We start from the raw sequence: 19,325 nt of genomic DNA, 5'->3' as shown, positions 1-19,325 counted from the left end.
TTTATTATCCTGCGGTGCGCCTGAAAGGGGTGCTGTCCCCGTCATGACCGTCATCAAATCCCCTGCCGGAGATGGAGGTCACATCAATGCCATATTCCTTGAGCTTGCGGTAAAGTGTGGTCCTTCCGATGCCCAAACGACGCGCGACTTCACTGATTTGCCCATCGTAATGCGCCAGTGCGAAGCGGATCATCTCCTCTTCGGCGGCAGCAAGCGTGCGCACTTCACCCTCGGCATTCATACCGCTGATGACGCCCGGCGTTACCTTGCCGGATGTGGCACCGACAGGCATTGCCGTCCTCGGACCAGTGTAGGATGCGCCCGTCCAGCTATCCGTATTGCTCACCAGTTCGGCAAAATCCGTCATGGTCAGCTCGCGCGTTTCGCATAGCAACACCGCGCGGAACACCGCATTCTTCAGCTCACGCACATTGCCCGGCCAGTCATAGGTCTTCAGCTGCTCCAGCACATGCGGGGCAATGCCGGTGATATGGCCGCGACGCTCCTCGCTGGCAAAGCGCATCGTGAAATGATGCAGCAGAATGCCAATGTCTTCAGGTCGATTGCGCAGTGCCGGAACCGGCAGCATGAACGACCCCAGCAATTGACCAAGCCCCGGATGAAACCGCCCCATATGGACGAGATCGTTCAGGGGCTGCGTGGTGGAAGCCATGACGCGCGCATTGAACGGATATGGAACGCCCGCTGCTTCAAATTGTCCCGTTTGCATCGCCGAATAAAGCCGCATCTGGGCATGGCGCGGCAGAAAGCCAACCTCATCCAGATAAAGCGTGCCACCATCGGCGCTTGCCAGCTTGCCGAATACGCCGTCTGCCCCAGCTATTGCAGAGCCCGGCATACGGGCCGCTTCTGAAGCGCCGAACAGGATCTGGTCCACATTATCCGATGTCAGCGTGCGACAATCGACGGTGATGAAGGTTTCACGCCATCTTGCGCCGCCGCTGCAAATGGCGCGGGCCAGCGTTTCCTTGCCGCTACCTGGTTCGCCATCCAGAAGAAGCGGCGCATCCAGCGCGGCAGCGCGCCTTGCGGCAACCATCGCCCGTTCCATGTCCGGGCTTCTAGCAATGATATCGGAGAGCGGAAAATGCGTCCGCAGCGAACGATTGCGGCGTACCTCATGTGCAAGCGCATCGAGCTTCAGCACATTGGAAATGGAAAGCTGAATGCGTTCTGGCACGACAGGTGTGGTCACGAAATCGACCGCGCCGAGTTTGATGGCCTGCAAGGCCCTGTTAAGCCCATCGTTCTGGACAAGCACGATCACTGGAGTTGTCACACCTGCATCACGCATCTTGGCGAGAACACTCAGCCCGTCCATATCCGGCATGGCCATGTCGAGCAGGATCAGCGCAATATCCTTGCGCTGCGTCGCGAAGCTGAGCGCGCCGCTGCCACCGTCGGTCAGGATGGTGCGATAACCCATACGCTGGACCATCGCCTCAATGTTGCGTCGGTGAATCGGATCATCATCCGCTATGAGAATGCGCGTGCCCATTAAAAGCTTTAATCAACCTGTGGAGTTCCCGCGCCCGAACACATTAAACAGTTTAAAAACAGAACAAAGTTTTATGCTCCAGGCGCGCTATTTGGAGCCAGAGCACTAACAATTGCAAGACCTTAAAACAGTATCTGATGCTACATTCACAAAATTTTCGGCTAAAAAACACTCAATGCTTGAAGCGCCCAAAAAGTAATCGCGGAAGTTACTGGCAATTTATTGGTTGCTTACATAACACAGGTTGCACCGCTTTATTGTGCCCTTGGCGATCCCGGCAAGACATGCGAGAAGAAGGCCAATAGGAGAATGCTTATGACCCGTTTTTCAGACTCTGCTTCGTTCAACGCACTTCTTCAAGCACCGGTTCTGGCTCCATCCGGCGATAGCGCCGCCGCCGAAAAGACCGACCTTGGCAAGTTGCCGGAATGGAACCTCGCCGATCTTTATCCCGCGCCGGACAGCCCGCAGCTCAAGGCCGATATCGAAAAGGCCATGAAGGATTCGGTTTCGTTTGAAGAGCGCTGGAAAGGCAAGCTCGGCGCGGAAGCAGCGAAAGCTGACGGCGGCGATTTTGCCGATGCGATCAAGCAGTTTGAAGCGCTGGACGAGTTGCTGGGGCGCATTGCCTCCTATGCAGGGCTCTATTATTACGGCGATACGACCGATCCGAAGCGCATGAAGCTTTTTGGCGACGTGCAGCAGAAGCTGACTGACGCCAGCACGCATCTCATTTTCTTCAGCCTCGAACTGAACCGTATCGAGGATGCGATTCTCGACAAGGCAATGGATGCCAATGCGGCAATCGGGCATTATCGCCCGTGGCTAACCGATCTGCGCAAGGACAAGCCCTATCAGCTGGACGACAAGCTGGAACAGCTTTTCCATGAAAAGTCGATCACCGGCTTCGGCGCATGGAACCGCCTGTTCGATGAGACCATGTCGGGCCTGCGCTTCGAGGTCGACGGTCAGGAACTGGCAATCGAGCCGACGCTTAACATGCTGCAGGACGCCGATGGCGCAGTCCGCAAAAAGGCTTCGCAAGCACTGGCCAAGACATTCGGCGCCAATCTCCGCACGTTTACGCTGATCACCAACACGCTGGCCAAGGACAAGGAAATCTCCGATCGCTGGCGCGGTTTTCAGGACATTGCCGACAGCCGTCACCTTGCAAACCGCGTCGAACGCGACGTTGTGGATGCGCTGGCCAAGGCAGTCGAAGATGCCTATCCGCGCCTTTCGCACCGCTATTATGCGCTGAAGGCCAAGTGGCTTGGCCTCGACAAGCTGGAAAACTGGGATCGCAACGCACCGCTGCCGGAAACGCCGCAGGCCCTGATTTCGTGGGACGAAGCGCGTGATACCGTGCTTTCCGCCTATGGCAATTTTGCGCCGGAAATGGCTGCGATCGCTAAGGATTTCTTCGACAAGAACTGGATCGATGCACCGGTGCGTCCCGGTAAGGCTCCGGGCGCTTTCGCGCATCCGACCGTGCCATCGGCGCATCCTTATGTGCTGCTCAACTATATGGGCAAGCCGCGCGATGTCATGACGCTCGCCCATGAGCTTGGCCATGGCGTGCATCAGGTTCTCGCTGGCGGTCAGGGCGCGCTGATGGCGTCAACCCCGCTGACGCTGGCCGAAACCGCCTCGGTCTTCGGCGAAATGCTGACCTTCCGTTCGCTGCTGGAGCGGACGAAGGACAAGCGCGAACGCAAGGCGATGCTGGCCCAGAAGGCCGAAGACATGATCAATACGGTCGTGCGTCAGATCGCGTTCTACCAGTTCGAGCGCCGCGTCCACACCGAGCGTCATGAAGGCGAATTGACGTCAGAGCGCATCGGCGAAATCTGGATGGATGTGCAGCGCGAAAGCCTCGGCGACGCGGTGCACCTCAATCCCGGCTATGAGACCTTCTGGACCTATATCCCGCACTTCATCCACTCGCCATTCTATGTCTATGCCTATGCTTTTGGCGATTGCCTGGTGAACTCGCTCTATGCCGTCTACCAGAATTCCGAAAAGGGCTTTCAGCAGAAATATTTCGACATGCTGAAAGCGGGCGGCACCAAGCATCACACGGAACTGCTGGCACCGTTCGGTCTTGATGCAACGGACCCGAACTTCTGGAGCAAGGGCTTGTCGGTGATCGAAGGCATCATCGACGAACTCGAAGCCATGGAAGACTGAGGCAAAAGTGACCCGAACGGGTAACAAACCGCTGATCCTGTTTCGGGATGACAAGGCGGGCCGCGATGTGCTTTTCGCGGCTCCTTCGACCATCATCCGCGCCGACGAGCCGGATGAATTCGATGATGCATGGGAAGCGATGCAGCGCGCCCATGCGGACGGAAAATGGCTGGCGGGCTATCTTTCCTACGAGGCCGGTTATCTTCTCGAACCGAAGCTGAAGCCCCTTCTGCCGGAGGGGCGCAAAGCCCCTCTCCTGTGCTTCGGCGTCTTCGACGGCCCATCGGACGACGATTTGCATCATCGCGGCAATGATAATGCGACCTATCTGCGCGATCCCATCGCCGAATGGGCGCCAGCCGAATATGAAACGCGGTTCGACCGCCTGCATCAGCACCTGCGCGAAGGCGATTGCTATCAGGGCAATCTGACCTTTCCAGTTCATGCAGAATGGGGCGGTGATCCGTTGGTGCTGTTCAACGCGCTCGCTATGCGCCAGCCGGTTCGCTACGCGACCTATTGCGATCTCGGTGGCCCGACTGTCCTGTCGCGCTCGCCGGAGCTGTTTTTTGAGGTGGATGCGGACGGGTGGATCGAGACCCACCCCATGAAAGGCACCATGCCGCGCGGGGCAACGCCCGAGGAAGACGAAGCGAACCGCACCTTCCTGATGAACGATCCCAAGAACCAGGCGGAAAACCGCATGATCGTGGACCTGCTGCGCAACGACATCTCGCTGATCAGCGAAGTCGGCTCGCTCGACGTGCCTGAGCTTTTCCGGGTTGAATCTTACCCGACGGTACACCAAATGATTAGTCGGGTACGAGCAAGGCTGAAAAGCGATATTCCCCTGCGGTCGCTTTTTGCAGCCCTTTTCCCCTGCGGTTCGATTACCGGCGCGCCGAAAATCAGCGCCATGGAAATCCTGCGCAAGCTGGAACCCAACCCACGTGACATTTACTGCGGTTCGCTCGGTTGGATTGAGCCAAGCGGACGAATGCGCTTCAATGTCGCCATCCGCACGATCTCGCTTCTCGACGAAAATCGTGCAATCTTCAATGTCGGGGGCGGCGTGGTTTTCGATTCCACGGCGCAAGCGGAGTATGAGGAATGCCTTCTGAAAGCACGGTTCGCGACGGGACACACACTGTCAGTACGGAACCAGAATATCAGTTGCCAGAATACCAGTTGATAGAAACCATGCGATGGGAGCCTCTGTCCGGGGTTCTGCGTCTGCAATTGCATCTGGCGCGACTGGAACAGTCCGCGCGCGCGCTTGGTTTCTCCTGCAATATGGACGCTATCCGTCAGCAAATTGAAGATGCTGGCTCCGGTGACCGCGCTCTGAAATTGCGCCTCACTCTGGCGCCTGACGGCGTTGCCAATGTTGTGGCCTACAAATATGAGCCACTGCCGCAGCAAACGACGTGGCGCATAGCGATCGCCCGCACCCGCCTTAAACATGACGACCCCCTGCTGCGTTACAAGACGACGCGTCGTCAGGCCTACATCGCCGCCCGCGAGGAATATTCTTCGGCGGAAGTGGACGAAGTTATTCTGCTGAATGACCGCGACGAGGTCTGCGAAGGCACGATCACGTCGATTTTCCTCGATATTGGCGGCACGACCTGTGTGACGCCTGCTCTATCCTGCGGGCTTCTGGACGGCGTTTTGCGGCGTGAACTTCTGAACAACAGTGTGGTGTCGGAAGGGGTGGTTTCCGTCGACGATCTCAAGAATGCGCGCAATATTCTGGTCGGCAATTCACTGCGCGGGATGATCCGCGCCAAGCTGATTGAAAGCTAAATTCCTAAAATGCGTTAAACACGTCTGCATGTCATAGGGCTGTGACGTTTCTTTCTTTGTATGAAGTTGTGTTATTGTTGCGGTTTCAAACCTGCCGACGAACGGTAACAGAACGAAACACCGCAAATTTGAGCGGTTTACACAGAGGAAGAAAATGGCGAAAGCGAAATGGCAAGTCTATAGCGAGATCACCGGCCCCGTAATCATGATCGGCTTTGGGTCGATCGGGCGCGGTACCCTGCCGCTGATAGAGCGTCATTTCAAATTCGACAAATCGCGGATGGTCGTGATCGACCCGAGCGAGAAGAACCGCCAGATTCTTGACGACAAAGGCATTCGTTTCGTCAAGCAGGCGATCACCAAGGACAATTACGCAGAAGTTCTGGACCCGTTCCTGGAAGGCGCGGAAGGACAGGCATTTGTCGTCAATTTGTCGGTTGATACCGGTTCCGTCGATCTGATGCACTATAGCCGCAAGAACGGTGCGCTTTATATCGACACCGTAGTCGAGCCGTGGCTTGGCTTCTATTTCGACGCCAAGGCGGATAATGCCGCGCGCACCAATTATGCGCTGCGCGAAACCCTGCTGGCCGAAAAGCGCAAGAATCCCGGCGGCCCGACCGCCGTTGCATGCTGCGGCGCCAATCCGGGCATGGTGTCGTGGTTCGTCAAGAAAGCGCTTGTCGATCTGGCGACTGAACTCAAGCTCGACTTCACCGAACCGGCGGCAGATGACCGCAACGGTTGGGCCAAGCTGATGAAAAAGGCTGGCGTGAAGGGTGTGCACGTCGCCGAACGCGATACGCAGCGCGCCAAAGAACCAAAGCCGTTCAACACGTTCTGGAATACATGGTCCGTGGAAGGCTTCATTTCCGAAGGCTTGCAGCCTGCCGAACTCGGCTGGGGCAGCCACGAAAAGTGGAAGCCGAAAAATGCGCGCAAGCAGAAGAAGGGCACGAAGGCGGCGATTTTCCTTGAACAGCCCGGCGGCAATACGCGCATCCGCACGTGGTGCCCAACGCTCGGCGCGCAATTCGGCCTACTGGTCACCCACAACGAAGCGATCTCCATCTCCGATTTCTTCACCGTGCGGGACAAAAAGGGCAAGCTCGACTACCGCCCGACCTGCCATTATGCCTATCATCCGAGCAATGACGCCATTCTCTCGCTGGACGAAATGTTCGGCGCGGGCGGCAAAGCCCAACCTGTCCAGCATGTGCTCGAGGAAGCCGAAATCCTCGACGGTTCGGACGAACTGGGCGTTCTGCTCTATGGTCATGACAAGAACGCCTACTGGTACGGCTCCCAGCTGACTGTCGCGGAAGCACGCAAGCTTGCGCCTTATCAGAACGCAACCGGCCTGCAGGTTTCCTCCGCCGTTCTGGCCGGCATGGTCTGGGCGCTGGAAAACCCGAACAGCGGCATCGTCGAAACCGACGAGATCGACTATCGCCGCTGCCTCGAAGTCCAGATGCAATATCTCGGGCCCGTCAAAGGCTATTACACCGACTGGACGCCGCTTGAAGGTCGCGGACATCTGTTCGAGGAAGACCTCGACACCAAAGACCCATGGCAGTTCCGCAACGTGCTCGTGCGCTGATGAAACACAGCAAGGCCCGGCATTGACCGGGCCTTTGCGTCTCAGCCTTTCAAACGAAATTGATGTGATTTCCCCAAAATGCCCGGTCAATTAAGACGCATAGCGGCAGACCGCTTTCCTGATCTCGTGGCATTGCTCTGCGGGCTGCTGATCCTGCCGTGGATTCTGGGTGTACCGGGACATCCAAGCCAGCTTGTACAGATTGGATGGACGATTGGCCTTGTTTCGATGGTCGTCTATCTGGCCATCTATCAGACGGCGAAGTCCCTCGCCTCCTATGGAGCCGTCAAGAACAATCCGACACGCAACGCCCTGATCAGTCGCGCCAACAAGTGGTCGGCAAGCCTGCTTATCATGCTGATGGTCATATCCTTTGGACTAATATTCCTGGCGTAATGCCGTCAGCCATGGTGATCTGCGCGGCGATTTTGCATCATTACCAATAAATTAACAGGTCCGGCGGCCAATCCTCACAATCGGGACTTGTTTTCGTGTAAGTTTCGATTCATCACAAGTCATTATCCCCATTTGGAGAGAGATTGGACATGAAAAGCTTCCGCATCGTTGCCCCACTTGCCGTCATGTCGCTTGTGCTGGCGGCTTGCGAAACGACCGGACCGGTCGGTGGCAATGTTCCAACTGTCTCCCGCACACCAAGCGGTATCGAAGGCAGCTGGGTCGATCCAAACGGCATTGTGTCGTCGTTCAATGGCGGCATTTTCGAAACCCGCACCACCGATACCAACGAACGGCTGGCCGAAGGCAATTATCGCTATCAGTCGCCACAGCTCGTTGAAATCGACATGCGCTCGATCGTGCGCGGCACCTCATCCAAGGTCAATTGCGCTCTGGTTTCGCAAAACCAGCTGAACTGCACCTCATCGGCAGGCTCGCGCTTCTCGCTGAGCCGCCGTGCAACCAGCTAAACGCGACATTAGAGCGGTTCCGGTTAAAACGGAATCGTGGAACCGCTCTATCTATTTGTTTCTGCGCATTGTCCTACGCAAAACCGCTACGCACTTTTGCTGGAAATGCTCTAACATCCATTCCAGTTCAAGCGGCGCGGGCGATGCTCGCGCCGCTTGATTTTTTTGTTGTCTGCAATTGTCAGGATTGTAATTTGTCGCTTTTTCTGGCCTTTGCTTACTACGCATTTCCCGCGTAAAACCGTTTCACACTTTTGCTGGAAATGCTCTATTTTCCAGCGGGATAGGAGTCGGCTCATGAGCAAGATTGATACAGTACACCAGAACCCAGATCAGTCCGCGCAAGCGAAACTGCCCAAAGTCGGGGTTCTGCTGGTCAATCTGGGGACGCCGGACGGCACGAGTTACGCCCCGATGCGGCGCTATCTTGCCGAGTTTCTGTCTGACCGCCGCGTGATCGAGTGGTCGCGCCTGTTCTGGTATCCGATTCTCTACGGCATCGTGCTCAACACGCGCCCCAAGCGTTCCGGCAAGCTTTACGACCGCATCTGGAACCACGAAAAGAATGAATCACCGCTGCGCACCTATACCCGCGCACAGGGTGAAAAGTTGGCCGCCGCACTCGCAGACATCCCGAATGTCGTCGTGGACTGGGCGATGCGTTATGGCCAGCCATCCATCGAAAGCGTGACCGACCGACTGTTGCAACAGGGCTGCGAGCGTATCGTCGTGTTCCCGCTCTACCCGCAATATTCGGCCACCACGACCGCGACGGTGAACGACAAGTTCTTCGAAGCGCTGATGAAAAAGCGCTTCATGCCCGCAAGCCGCACCATTCCGTCTTACGAGACGGAACCGGTTTATATCGAAGCGCTGGCGCGTTCCATTGAAAACCACCTCGCAACGCTTTCCTTCAAACCGGAAGTGATTCTGGCCTCCTATCACGGCATTCCGAAAAGCTATTCCGACAAGGGTGATCCTTATCGCGAACAATGTCTGGAAACCTCGCGCCTTCTGCGCATCCGGCTCGGTATGGGCGAAAACCAGTTCCGCTCCACTTTCCAGTCCCGTTTCGGACCCGAGGAATGGCTCCAGCCCTACACGGACGAGACCGTGGAAAATCTGGCAAAACAGGGCGTCAAATCCGTCGCGGTGCTCAATCCGGGATTTGTCGTGGACTGTCTGGAAACGGTTGACGAGATCGGTAATGAAGCCGCCCACCTTTTCCATGAAAACGGCGGCGAGAATTTCAGCCACATCCCTTGCCTTAACGATAGCGAGGAAGGCATGAAGGTTATCGAAACGATGGTACGGCGCGAATTGCTGGGTTGGGTGTAATATAAGGGAATAGGGGAATAAGGCAGTAAGGGAATAGGTTTTCATGCTCCCTTATTCCCCTATTCACCTACTCCCCTAACGGATGAGGGTTAGACAATGACAGGTTTCGACATCACGCTGCTTATTCTGGCTGCGCTGGTTCTGGCGACACTCTTTGCGGGTATCAAGACGGTGCCGCAGGGTTTCAACTATACGGTGGAACGTTTCGGCCGCTATACGCGCACGCTCAATCCGGGCTTGAACCTGATCGTCCCGTTCTTCGACCGCATCGGCGCACGGCTCAATATGATGGAGCAGGTGCTGGACGTTCCGACACAGGAAGTCATCACCCGCGACAACGCCATTGTCGGTGTCGACGGCGTTGCCTTCTATCAGGTGCTGAACGCGGCGCAGGCAGCCTATCAGGTCGCCAACCTGCAATATGCGATCCTCAACCTCACCATGACCAATATCCGTACGGTCATGGGTTCGATGGACCTCGACGAATTGCTCTCCAACCGCGATGCGATCAATGATCGCCTGCTGCGTGTGGTTGACGAAGCAGCCCACCCGTGGGGCATCAAGATGACCCGCGTGGAAATCAAGGATATCAATCCGCCGGCAGATATCGTCACCTCGATGGCCCGCCAGATGAAGGCGGAACGCGACAAGCGCGCACAGGTTCTGGAAGCCGAAGGCGACCGCAACGCGCAGATTCTGCGTGCCGAGGGCCAGAAGCAGTCGCAGATTCTCGAAGCCGAAGGCAAGCTGGAAGCCGCGAAGCGCGAAGCAGAAGCCCGCGAGCGTCTGGCCGAGGCCGAAGCAAAGGCCACGACACTGGTGTCGGACGCCGTTTCCAACGGCAATGTGCAGGCGCTCAACTACTTCGTTGCGCAAAAATATACCGAAGCGCTGAGCAATATCGCCAGCGCCAAGAACCAGAAGGTCGTGCTGATGCCGCTGGAGGCAAGCTCGCTCATCGGTTCGCTCGGCGGCATTGGCGCCATCGCGCGGGAAGTGTTCGGCGACGGCAGCAAGCCTGTCGATCCGACACCGCCATCGCCGGGCCTGTCGCGTCCGCGTAGCGTTCCGCCGACCAACCGTAGCTAAAACAAGGACGGAGCGCCATGATTATCGAACTTCTGTCCGGACTTGGCATCTATAGCTGGCTGGTTCTTGGACTGGTCCTGCTCATTCTGGAAATTCTGGCGCCCGGCATTTTCTTCATCTGGTTCGGCCTTGCGGCACTGGTGACCGGAGGCATTGCCTTCCTCCTGTCATCGACCACCGGCTTCGGCTGGCAGTTCCAGCTGGTTGTCTTTCTCGTTCTGTCCGTCGTTTTCGCACTGGCTGGCCGCCGTTTCTTCGGCTCGAAGAGCGACAATCAGGACGAGCCTCTGCTCAACCGGCGCGGCGAACAACTCGTCGGCCAGCGCACGACACTGACCGAACCCATCATCAATGGGCGCGGACGCATTCGTATCAACGATACGACATGGCGTGTGAAAGGACCGGACCTGCCCGCAGGAACAGAAGTTCGTGTCGTGGCCTTCGATGCGGTGACGCTGGAGATAGAAGTGGCGGTTTAGGGGAATAGGGGAATAGGGGAATAGGGGAATAGGGGAATAGGGTGCACGGCATCCGTTTCAAGTAAACTGAAACATACTCCCTTACTGCCTTATTCCCCTACTCCCTTAATCAGGCAGCCCCAATCCGCAGCAGATCGTGGAAGTGCACGAGGCCGACAGGGCGGTTGTCCTCGACCACGATCAGTGCGCCAATATGGTTTTCGTTGATCGCATTGAGCGCGGCGGTTGCCAGCATATTCTGGTCGACCGTCTTTGGCTTGCGGGTCATGATGTCATCAACCGCCAGTTCCGCCAGACTGCGATGCAGATTGCGCGAAATGTCGCCGTCTGTAACGATGCCGGCCAGTTCGCCGTTATCATCGACCACAACGACGCAGCCGAAACTCTTTTGCGCCAGCACTTTCATCGCATCCACCATGGCGGTACCGACCGGCACCAGCGGGATGCGGTCGCCACGATGCATGATATCGCGGATATGGATGAGGCTCGCACCCAGCGATCCGCCGGGATGGAAGGTCTTGAAATCGCTCGGCGTAAAACCGCGGGCTTCCAGAAGCGCTATTGCCAGCGCATCGCCGATCGCCAGCTGCAACATGGTCGATGTCGTCGGCGCCAGACCATGCGGGCAGGCTTCCGCCGTCTTGGGCAGTATAAGAGCGATATTGGCCGCACGACCGAGCGCCGAATCTTCACGCGAGGTGATGGCAATCAGCGGAATGCGGAAGCGCTGCGAATAATTGACGACGCCTTTCAGCTCTGCCGTTTCACCAGACCAGGAAATCGCCAGAATCACGTCGTCGCGGTCGATCATGCCAAGATCGCCGTGATTGGCTTCCGCCGAATGCACGAAAAACGCCGCCGTCCCCGTCGAGGCAAAAGTGGCGGCAAGCTTCGCGCCGATATGACCGCTCTTGCCGACGCCCGTGACGACCAGACGCCCCTTGGCGGCAATGATCGCATTCACGGCCTCAGTAAAGGGACCGGACAAGCCGTTGCCAAGCGCTTCTTCGAGCGCGGCGAGGCCTTCGTTTTCAGTTCTAATGGTCCGGAGCGCCGAAGCGATGGCCGCTTCCGCACCCGTCGAAATCTGGGTCTGATCGAGCTTTTCCATGGTCGAAAGCGTTAGCCTCTTCGCTGTCCGTTGTCCAAGCTTTTATTGCCTATAAATAATAGCTTTCGTTCGGCAACGCGGGCAACGGCAACCAAGAATTAACCATGTGCCTTTACCGTTCATCTACCACGTTGCAACGGTTTGAAATCACATATGCCATTTGCCATGCCCCTATCCGGCGGTTCGACGCCCATTGCCCGCAGGCTGAGAAGCCTGTTTCTGGCGGGTGCGGCGATGGCTATCCTCCCTTCCCTCTCGCATGCTCAGGACGCCTATCTTCGCGGCAGTGTCCCGGAAGATGTGCTTTCCGCCTCTTCGCCGGATACGCTTGCCACGCGGGGGCTGGCCGCGCCGGGCCGTTCCGACAATGCTGGAGCCACGGGTGGTGGCGATGACGGTTCCGACGCATTCTATGCACCGACGCAAGACAATACCGCCGCAGCGGATACCCAACCGCAGCCAAATCCGGCTGCGCAGGCACAGGATCAGCAGGCCCTCCAGCCCGACACCATGCGCGTTGGTGCAATTACCAGCGAAGCGGATAGCGATAGCGGCCGCGTACAGCGTGAAAACACGCGCCAGACGCCGGAACAAGGGCGCGGTCCGACACAAGAGGCCGATCCCTTTGCGCCGGTTGGCATGCGTGCCGGATCTTTTGTGTTGCGCCCGTCGCTTGAACAAGGCATCCGCGCGACATCGAATGGTGACAACAGCCCGACCGGCTCCAGTTCCGTCCTGTCCGAAACCACGTTGCGGCTCAATGCGCAGTCCGACTGGGCGCGGCATCAGGCGACGCTCGATGCATCGGGCACGATGAGCAAATCCATCTCCGGTCAGGATGTGAACGAACCGCAGATCGACATTCAAGGCAATCTGCGCCTCGACCTGACGGATCAGACCACGGTCAATACCGGTGCGGGGTACAGGCTGCGGCGTGAAAGCGCCTCCAACCCGAATGGTGTCGTCGACGCCTTGAAGCGTCCGCTGGTTCACACATTTAACGGCAGTCTCGGCGTCGAACACGATACCGGGCTTGTTTTCGGGCGCGCCACGGGCCGCGTCGAACACGACATGTATGGCGATGCAGAACTGCCTTCCGGCGGGACTGTCAGCCAGAAGGATCGCGATAACACCTATGCAAGCATCACGCTGCGCGGTGGTTTCTCCGTGTCCCAAGCGATCAAGCCTTTTGCCGAAGTCGAACTGGGCAAGCGCATTTTCGATGAGCGCGTGGATAGCAACGGCTATGAACGCAGTGGATCGCAATTTGCGCTGCGCGGGGGCCTGATGGTCGACATGGGCGAGAAGCTGAACGGTGAATTCGCCGCCGGTTATATGCGCGCCACCAGCGACGACGACCGTCTTGGCGCTGTCAGCGGACCGTCAATCAATGCCGCACTCAACTGGTCGCCGTTGCGTGGCACGGATGTGCGGCTTTATTCGCAAACCACTGTAGATATGTCCACCACACCGGGCATTGCCGGATCGCTGCTGCAATTCGCAAGCCTCGATGTCACGCATCGCGTCCGGTCAGACCTTAGCCTCAATGGCCGGGTCGATGCGCTTATCCGCGCCAACAAGGATGGCACCGGCACAGATTATACGCTAGGCGCACAGATTGGCGCGACCTACTGGATCAACCGTTTTGTGGGGCTTGATGCGCGCCTGCGTCACGAATTCCTGACGAGCCAGATCTCGGAGCGCGAGTATAAATCCAACAGCATTTACCTCGGTGTGAAAGTGCAGCGCTAAACGCTATTTGCTTTTGCTGGAAATGCTCTGCATACAAAAAAAAACCGCCCTCATCACTGAAGGCGGTTTTTGATTTTCGGGCTAGCGATCTCAGGCAGGCTTGATGGTTTCCAGCAATTCACTGATCGAAACTTCTACCGATGGGCGGATATCCTGGCGCCACAGAGCGAAGGCGACATTAGCCTCGATAAAGCCAGCCTTGGAACCGCAATCGAATGTGCGACCCTGATAGTCGAAGCCGTAGAACTTCTGCGCATCGGCCAGTTTCAGCATGGCGTCGGTGAGCTGGATTTCGTTGCCAGCACCCTTTTCCTGCTTGCTGAGAAGCTCAAAGATTTCCGGCTGCAGAATATAGCGACCATTGATGTAGAGATTGGACGGCGCGGTGCCCTTGGCAGGCTTTTCGACCATCTGGGTAATCTCGAAACCTGAGCCGATTGCATTGCCCTTACCGACGATGCCGTATTTATGCGCCTCTTCCGGGTCACATTCCTGCACCGCGATGACATTGCCGCCGGTCTTTTCGTAAAGCTCGACCATTTCGGCCAGGCAGCCCTTCTTCGACTGCATTACCATATCCGGCAGCAGAAGCGCGAACGGCTCGTCGCCAACCAGCTCGCGGGCACACCAGACGGCGTGACCGAGGCCCAGCGGAACCTGCTGGCGGGTGAAGCTCGTCGTGCCCGGCTGCGGCTGCAAATCCTGCAGATGATCAAGCTCGGCCTTTTTGCCGCGTTCGGCAAGCGTGGCATACAACTCCACCTGTGCATCGAAATAATCTTCGATGACCGCTTTGTTGCGCCCGGTGACGAAAATCAGATGTTCGATGCCAGCCTCACGCGCCTCATCGACCACATATTGGATGACGGGCTTGTCTACGACCGTCAGCATTTCCTTTGGAATGGATTTGGTGGCGGGAAGGAACCGGGTGCCGAGACCGGCAACAGGGAAAACGGCTTTGCGGATTTTGCGGATCGAACTCATTCGTCTCCTCGATTTTCACTAACGCTACTTTGCTATCAAAGCATTGAAGCAACTGAATTTCAAATAAGGCTATTTCATTAAAGAACGACGAAATTACACAAGTCATACCATCACATTAAATGACCCATTCTTAATGTTGCTTGATTCAAAAATTTTTCCAATTTTCCGGCAATTTTTCCCTCCCACTCTCCATGGTAAACCAAATGCTAACCGACAGGGTTTAATTTGAACGTTCAACGGGTCGATGTCCAATTTTACACTGCCAAATTTCAACGGTGGATGGTATTAGTGAGCATATGCAATCTGAACCAAGCGGCATCGACATTCTTAAGACGCGCGCCGGAATAATAAGCATTTCGGCATGAAGACGATTGCAGAAGGGAAACACAGAATGCTGCGATTTCCATTCACACTGGGACAGACGCTGAAGCTCAAGGCAACCGCGACGGTTGCTGTTGCGGTGCTGGCATCCGCCCTCTCGACCGGTTCGGCTTTTGCCGACGCAAAATTTCGCCAGTGGGTGGCGAGTTTCCGTCCGGTCGCCATCAACGCCGGTGTTTCGCCGTCGACATTTGACCGCGCGTTTCGCGGTGTCGACGCGCCTGATCCCGTCGTGCTGGAAAAGGCCCGTTATCAGCCGGAATTCACCGAGCCTGTCTGGAACTACATCGACAACCGTGTGAACGAGGATTCCACCGGCGTTGGCCAGAACATGGCGCGTAAATGGGGCCCGTGGCTGCAACGCATTGAACAGCGCTTCTCGGTTGATCGGAATATTCTGCTGGCCATCTGGTCGATGGAAAGCAATTACGGCGAGATTCTCAAGCGTGACGACGTGATGCGCGATGCGGTTCGTTCCCTCGCAACGCTGGCTTATGCCGATCCGAAGCGCGCCAAATATGGGCGCACCCAGTTGATCGCTGCGATGAAAATTCTCCAGACCGGCGATATCGACCGCGGGCATCTGTCCGGTTCGTGGGCTGGCGCCCTTGGCCATACGCAGTTCATCCCGACCAGCTATCAGGCTTATGCGGTCGATATGGACGGCAATGGCAAGCGCGACATCTGGAATTCCATTCCCGATGCGCTGGGCACTGCTGCCAATCTCCTGCATCGCAACGGCTGGCAGCCGGGCCGGACATGGGGTTATGAAGTGGTGCTTCCCGCTGGCGGCAAATTCCCGTCCGGTTCGCTGAGCGTGGCCGAATGGCAGAAGCGCGGTGTTGTACGCGCCAATGGACGCCCCTTCCCCGACGCAAGCGAAAAGGTAACGCTGAAGGTGCTGGATGGACGCCAGGGGCCAGCCTTCCTGATGACCAAGAACTTCTTCGTCATCAAGCGCTATAACAATGCCGACAAATATGCGTTGGCTGTCGGCCTCCTCGCAGACCGCATCAGCGGTTATCAGGGGCTGCGGCAAGACTGGAACCGTCCCTTTACGCCGATCACCATGAATGAGCGTCAGGAATTGCAGACGCATCTCAAGGCGCTCGGCTATTATGACGGTAATATCGACGGCAAGATCGGCTCGACATCCCGCAAGGCCATTGAGGCTTTCCAACAGCGCAACGGTTTGCAGCCGGATGGGCATCCGAGCAAGGAAGTGTTGTCTGTTCTGCGCCGTCGTTAAGACAACAGGCTGATTTATCGGAGCGCGTTTCCCATGAAGCGCGCTCCATTTTATTTTTGCGGCGAGCCGGGTTACTGTGGCTTTGCAACGAAAGCGGAATTGATGCGCAAACCTCGGATTGCAGGCAATATGTTGAAAGCTGCCAGTGTCATGCTGGCGGCATTTGCGCTGCTGCTTTCCGGTCTGGCCAGCGCATCGGCGCAGGATCGTCCACGAACACTGCTCGACTTGCTGTTCGGTTCACGGCAGCCCCAGCGCCAATATGAACAGCCCCAGCCCCAGCAAAGCCGGCCAAAGCCGAAACGCGCACCGAAGACACCATCGCCCGTTTCCCGCAAACCTGCTCCCGAACCAGCCGTGCCCGCAGTGCCTGTCGTCGAGAAAAGCCCGGATGCAAAGAAGGTTCTGGTCGTCGGTGACTTCATCGGCAGCGGATTGGCTGAAGGCCTTGATGTGGCCTTTGCATCCGACCCGGACCTGACCGTCGCGAGCCGTATCAACGGTTCGTCGGGCTTTGTGCGTGACGACCATTTCAACTGGCCGGACAATATCGGCAAGATACTGGACGAAGAAAAGCCCGCCGCCGTTGTCGTGATGATCGGCTCCAACGACCGTCAGGCGATCACGACCAATGGCACCAGCCTCGTCGCCCGCTCACCGGAATGGACAACCGAGTATCAGAAGCGCGTGGCGCAGTTCGTTAAGGTCATCAGCGACCGCCACTATCCGCTCGTCTGGGTGGGGCAACCTTCCTTCCGCCCGAAAGGCATGTCGCAGGATATGCTGGCGCTGAATGAAATCTACCGGAACACCACGGAAAAGGCAGGCGGCAAGTTTGCCGATGTATGGGATGGTTTCATCGACGAGGACGGCAATTTCACCCAGACTGGCTTCGATATTAACGGCCAGACGGCGCGCCTGCGCGGAAACGATGGCATCAACATCACTTCGGCAGGCAAGCGCAAGCTCGCCTTCTATGCCGAAAAGCCGTTGCGCGCGTATCTGGGCGGCGGCAGGGAAGAGGGCCAGCCTCTGCCAGCCGCCGGGACACAAGACCCGTCCAAGCCGGTTGATCGGGTAGCGCCCGTCAGCCTGCGCGACATCAACAAGGATGATAGCGGCGTTCTGCTCGGCGGCAATCTCGGCGTTCGGCCACAAATGCCACGACCGGAACCGGTCGAGAAGAAACCCGCGCCTGGCCGCGCCGACGATTTTTCATGGCCGCGCCCAAGCGCAACCCCCTAACGGATAGCCCGCTACTAGTTATATAAATTCTATATTAGTGCTTTGATTAGCGGTTTTCCCGTCAAATATTAGCCTAATTATTATATTCCGCGCTGTTCCCATCATCGTTCTCATCGTTTATCAGAAAACACCGTTCGCCTGACCGGGCGGACAATCGCGGGTGCGATTTACCGGCATCCGCCTGATAAAAAGAGGCGTTTGAATGAACATCGCATCCAAACCTTCTGTCGATTCCGATCGGGAGGAGGATACCCACCTTGCGCGCAATCTATCCAACAGACACCTGCAGCTGATCGCCATTGGCGGCGCCATCGGCACCGGCCTTTTCATGGGTTCGGGCAAGACCATTTCGCTGGCTGGCCCTTCGATCCTGCTCGTCTATGCGGTGATCGGCTTCATGCTGTTCTTCGTGATGCGCGCATTGGGCGAAATTCTGCTGTCCAACCTCGAATATCGTTCCTTCGCGGATTTTGCGGGCGACTATCTTGGCCCTTGGGCGCAATTCTTCACCGGCTGGACTTACTGGCTCTGCTGGATTGTGACAGGCGTGGCAGATGTGGTGGCCGTATCGGGCTATGTGTCGTTCTGGTTTCCGGAACTGGCGCTCTGGATCCCCGCACTCGGGCTGATCTTCACGCTTCTGGCGCTCAATCTGCCCACCGTGCGCAATTTTGGTGAAATCGAGTTCTGGTTCGCCCTCATCAAGATCGTCGCCATCGTCGGGCTGATCATTGCCGGTGTCTATATGCTTTCAACCGGCTTTACCCTGCCAAATGGCAGTCAGGCATCGGTCGCGCATTTATGGAACCATGGGGGCTTCTTCCCCAACGGCTTCCTCGGCTTTGTGGCCGGTTTCCAGATCGCGGTCTTCGCTTTTGTCGGCATTGAGCTGGTCGGCACTGCCGCTGCCGAAACCAAGGATCCGGTGCGCAATCTGCCAAAGGCAATCAACTCGATCCCGATCCGCGTGGTGCTGTTCTATCTCGGCGCATTGTTTGTGATCATCACCGTGATCCCGTGGGATCAGGTCGATCCAAGCTCCAGCCCGTTCGTCGCAATGTTCTCGCTGGCCGGTCTTGGCATTGCCGCGCATGTGGTCAATTTCGTCGTGCTCACCTCGGCAACGTCGAGCGCGAACTCCGGCATCTACTCGACCTCGCGCATGATCTATGGCCTTGCCACTTCGAAGCTCGCGCCAAAGGCGCTCGGCAAGCTGAACAACCGCAAGGTGCCCGTTAACGCGCTGTTCTTCTCGTGCATCTTCCTGCTGGCAGGCGTGGTTCTGCTTTATGCGGGGCAGAGCATCATCGAAGCCTTCACGATTGTCACGACGATCTCGGCCCTGCTTTTCATCTTCATCTGGTCGATCATTCTGGCGTCTTATCTGCAGTATCGCCGCAAGCGCCCCGATCTGCATGAAAAGTCCACGTTCAAAATGCCGGGTGGACGTGCCGCCGTTGTCATGGTCTTCGCCTTCTTCGCCTTCATTCTGTGGGCGCTGGCACAAGAGCCGGACACCGCCGCGGCCCTGAAGGTCACGCCATTCTGGTTCGTGTTCCTCGCCATCACCTATCTGGTGATGAAGGCCCGGCGCAGCGAAAGCTGATCGTCAACAGACACAAAAAAGCCCGGAGGAAACTCCGGGCTTTTTCAATT

General features: G+C 57.1%; 15 protein-coding genes and 1 pseudogene. 13 read left to right on the top strand and 3 right to left on the bottom strand.

The features are described from left to right. Window positions 1–4: 4 nt before the first annotated feature. Window positions 5–1,519, bottom strand: a complete 1,515-nt coding sequence (locus tag QBD01_RS09600) for a sigma-54 dependent transcriptional regulator (RefSeq protein ID WP_280992595.1) — start codon at window positions 1,517–1,519, stop codon at window positions 5–7. Between the two features lie 315 nt (window positions 1,520–1,834). Between QBD01_RS09600 and QBD01_RS09595 the strand changes: the two genes are divergently transcribed. The 9 genes and pseudogenes from QBD01_RS09595 (at window position 1,835) to QBD01_RS09555 (ending at window position 10,955) form a co-directional block, all read left to right on the top strand. Beyond that, a complete protein-coding gene (locus tag QBD01_RS09595; RefSeq protein ID WP_280992594.1) occupies window positions 1,835–3,709 on the top strand; it encodes a M3 family oligoendopeptidase in 1,875 nt (624 codons plus the stop codon). 7 nt (window positions 3,710–3,716) lie between these two features. Beyond that, the gene (locus QBD01_RS09590) at window positions 3,717–4,901 is read left to right on the top strand and encodes an aminodeoxychorismate synthase component I (RefSeq protein WP_280992593.1); all 1,185 of its coding nucleotides are present in this window, start codon (window positions 3,717–3,719) and stop codon (window positions 4,899–4,901) included. Next, complete coding sequence (locus QBD01_RS09585; RefSeq protein WP_280992592.1) at window positions 4,820–5,515, top strand: aminotransferase class IV family protein; 696 nt, start codon at window positions 4,820–4,822, stop codon at window positions 5,513–5,515. Before QBD01_RS09590 ends, QBD01_RS09585 begins: the two co-directional genes overlap by 82 nt. Window positions 5,516–5,669: 154 nt before the next feature. After that, window positions 5,670–7,115, top strand: a complete 1,446-nt coding sequence (locus QBD01_RS09580) for a homospermidine synthase (protein WP_280992591.1) — start codon at window positions 5,670–5,672, stop codon at window positions 7,113–7,115. Window positions 7,116–7,193: 78 nt separating this feature from the next. Then, on the top strand, window positions 7,194–7,511 hold the full coding sequence (locus QBD01_RS09575; RefSeq protein WP_280992590.1) for a hypothetical protein: 318 nt from the start codon (window positions 7,194–7,196) through the stop codon (window positions 7,509–7,511). Window positions 7,512–7,660: 149 nt separating this feature from the next. After that, the gene (gene omp10 / locus QBD01_RS09570) at window positions 7,661–8,041 is read left to right on the top strand and encodes an outer membrane lipoprotein Omp10 (protein ID WP_280992589.1); all 381 of its coding nucleotides are present in this window, start codon (window positions 7,661–7,663) and stop codon (window positions 8,039–8,041) included. Between the two features lie 297 nt (window positions 8,042–8,338). Next, window positions 8,339–9,379, top strand: coding sequence for a ferrochelatase (gene hemH, locus QBD01_RS09565; protein WP_280992588.1), 1,041 nt, complete (start codon window positions 8,339–8,341; stop codon window positions 9,377–9,379). Between the two features lie 96 nt (window positions 9,380–9,475). Then, window positions 9,476–10,468: an SPFH domain-containing protein gene (locus QBD01_RS09560; RefSeq protein ID WP_151588954.1), complete on the top strand. Its 993-nt coding sequence runs from the start codon at window positions 9,476–9,478 to the stop codon at window positions 10,466–10,468. 17 nt (window positions 10,469–10,485) lie between these two features. Continuing rightward, window positions 10,486–10,955 (top strand): annotated as a pseudogene (locus QBD01_RS09555) (NfeD family protein). A gap of 101 nt (window positions 10,956–11,056) precedes the next feature. Here the strand turns inward: QBD01_RS09555 and QBD01_RS09550 are convergent. Further along, window positions 11,057–12,058: a KpsF/GutQ family sugar-phosphate isomerase gene (locus QBD01_RS09550; protein WP_280992586.1), complete on the bottom strand. Its 1,002-nt coding sequence runs from the start codon at window positions 12,056–12,058 to the stop codon at window positions 11,057–11,059. Window positions 12,059–12,211: 153 nt separating this feature from the next. Here QBD01_RS09550 and QBD01_RS09545 point away from each other — a divergent pair, with 153 nt between their 5' ends. Next, window positions 12,212–13,810, top strand: a complete 1,599-nt coding sequence (locus tag QBD01_RS09545) for an outer membrane beta-barrel protein (protein ID WP_280992585.1) — start codon at window positions 12,212–12,214, stop codon at window positions 13,808–13,810. A gap of 90 nt (window positions 13,811–13,900) precedes the next feature. Here QBD01_RS09545 and galU read toward each other — a convergent pair whose 3' ends face one another. After that, entirely contained in the window at window positions 13,901–14,794 is an 894-nt protein-coding gene (galU, locus tag QBD01_RS09540; protein ID WP_182519628.1) for a UTP--glucose-1-phosphate uridylyltransferase GalU, read from the bottom strand. 391 nt (window positions 14,795–15,185) lie between these two features. Here galU and QBD01_RS09535 point away from each other — a divergent pair, with 391 nt between their 5' ends. From QBD01_RS09535 to QBD01_RS09525, 3 genes are all read left to right on the top strand, one after another. After that, a complete protein-coding gene (locus tag QBD01_RS09535; protein ID WP_280992584.1) occupies window positions 15,186–16,424 on the top strand; it encodes a lytic murein transglycosylase in 1,239 nt (412 codons plus the stop codon). 102 nt (window positions 16,425–16,526) lie between these two features. Further along, a complete protein-coding gene (locus QBD01_RS09530; protein WP_280992861.1) occupies window positions 16,527–17,669 on the top strand; it encodes a DUF459 domain-containing protein in 1,143 nt (380 codons plus the stop codon). 202 nt (window positions 17,670–17,871) lie between these two features. After that, complete coding sequence (locus QBD01_RS09525; protein WP_280992583.1) at window positions 17,872–19,275, top strand: amino acid permease; 1,404 nt, start codon at window positions 17,872–17,874, stop codon at window positions 19,273–19,275. Window positions 19,276–19,325: the final 50 nt, after the last annotated feature.

The sequence above is a fragment of the Ochrobactrum sp. 19YEA23 genome, from assembly GCF_029909865.1.
GTDB lineage: Bacteria > Pseudomonadota > Alphaproteobacteria > Rhizobiales > Rhizobiaceae > Brucella > Brucella gambitense.
Note: the sequence above shows the minus strand (reverse complement) of the source record. Positions and strands in the feature narration are given on the sequence as shown.

Excerpts from the sequence above, each read along its gene's own strand:
- QBD01_RS09530 (WP_280992861.1), top strand. The coding sequence starts at position 16,527 with ATGCGCAAACCTCGGATTGCAGGCAATATGTTGAAAGCTGCCAGTGTC.
- omp10 (WP_280992589.1), top strand. The coding sequence starts at position 7,661 with ATGAAAAGCTTCCGCATCGTTGCCCCACTTGCCGTCATGTCGCTTGTG.
- QBD01_RS09550 (WP_280992586.1), bottom strand. The coding sequence starts at position 12,058 with ATGGAAAAGCTCGATCAGACCCAGATTTCGACGGGTGCGGAAGCGGCC.
- QBD01_RS09545 (WP_280992585.1), top strand. The coding sequence starts at position 12,212 with ATGCCATTTGCCATGCCCCTATCCGGCGGTTCGACGCCCATTGCCCGC.
- QBD01_RS09525 (WP_280992583.1), top strand. The coding sequence starts at position 17,872 with ATGAACATCGCATCCAAACCTTCTGTCGATTCCGATCGGGAGGAGGAT.
- galU (WP_182519628.1), bottom strand. The coding sequence starts at position 14,794 with ATGAGTTCGATCCGCAAAATCCGCAAAGCCGTTTTCCCTGTTGCCGGT.
- QBD01_RS09535 (WP_280992584.1), top strand. The coding sequence starts at position 15,186 with ATGCTGCGATTTCCATTCACACTGGGACAGACGCTGAAGCTCAAGGCA.
- QBD01_RS09600 (WP_280992595.1), bottom strand. The coding sequence starts at position 1,519 with ATGGGCACGCGCATTCTCATAGCGGATGATGATCCGATTCACCGACGC.
- QBD01_RS09575 (WP_280992590.1), top strand. The coding sequence starts at position 7,194 with ATGCCCGGTCAATTAAGACGCATAGCGGCAGACCGCTTTCCTGATCTC.
- QBD01_RS09580 (WP_280992591.1), top strand. The coding sequence starts at position 5,670 with ATGGCGAAAGCGAAATGGCAAGTCTATAGCGAGATCACCGGCCCCGTA.
- QBD01_RS09560 (WP_151588954.1), top strand. The coding sequence starts at position 9,476 with ATGACAGGTTTCGACATCACGCTGCTTATTCTGGCTGCGCTGGTTCTG.
- hemH (WP_280992588.1), top strand. The coding sequence starts at position 8,339 with ATGAGCAAGATTGATACAGTACACCAGAACCCAGATCAGTCCGCGCAA.
- QBD01_RS09585 (WP_280992592.1), top strand. The coding sequence starts at position 4,820 with ATGCCTTCTGAAAGCACGGTTCGCGACGGGACACACACTGTCAGTACG.
- QBD01_RS09595 (WP_280992594.1), top strand. The coding sequence starts at position 1,835 with ATGACCCGTTTTTCAGACTCTGCTTCGTTCAACGCACTTCTTCAAGCA.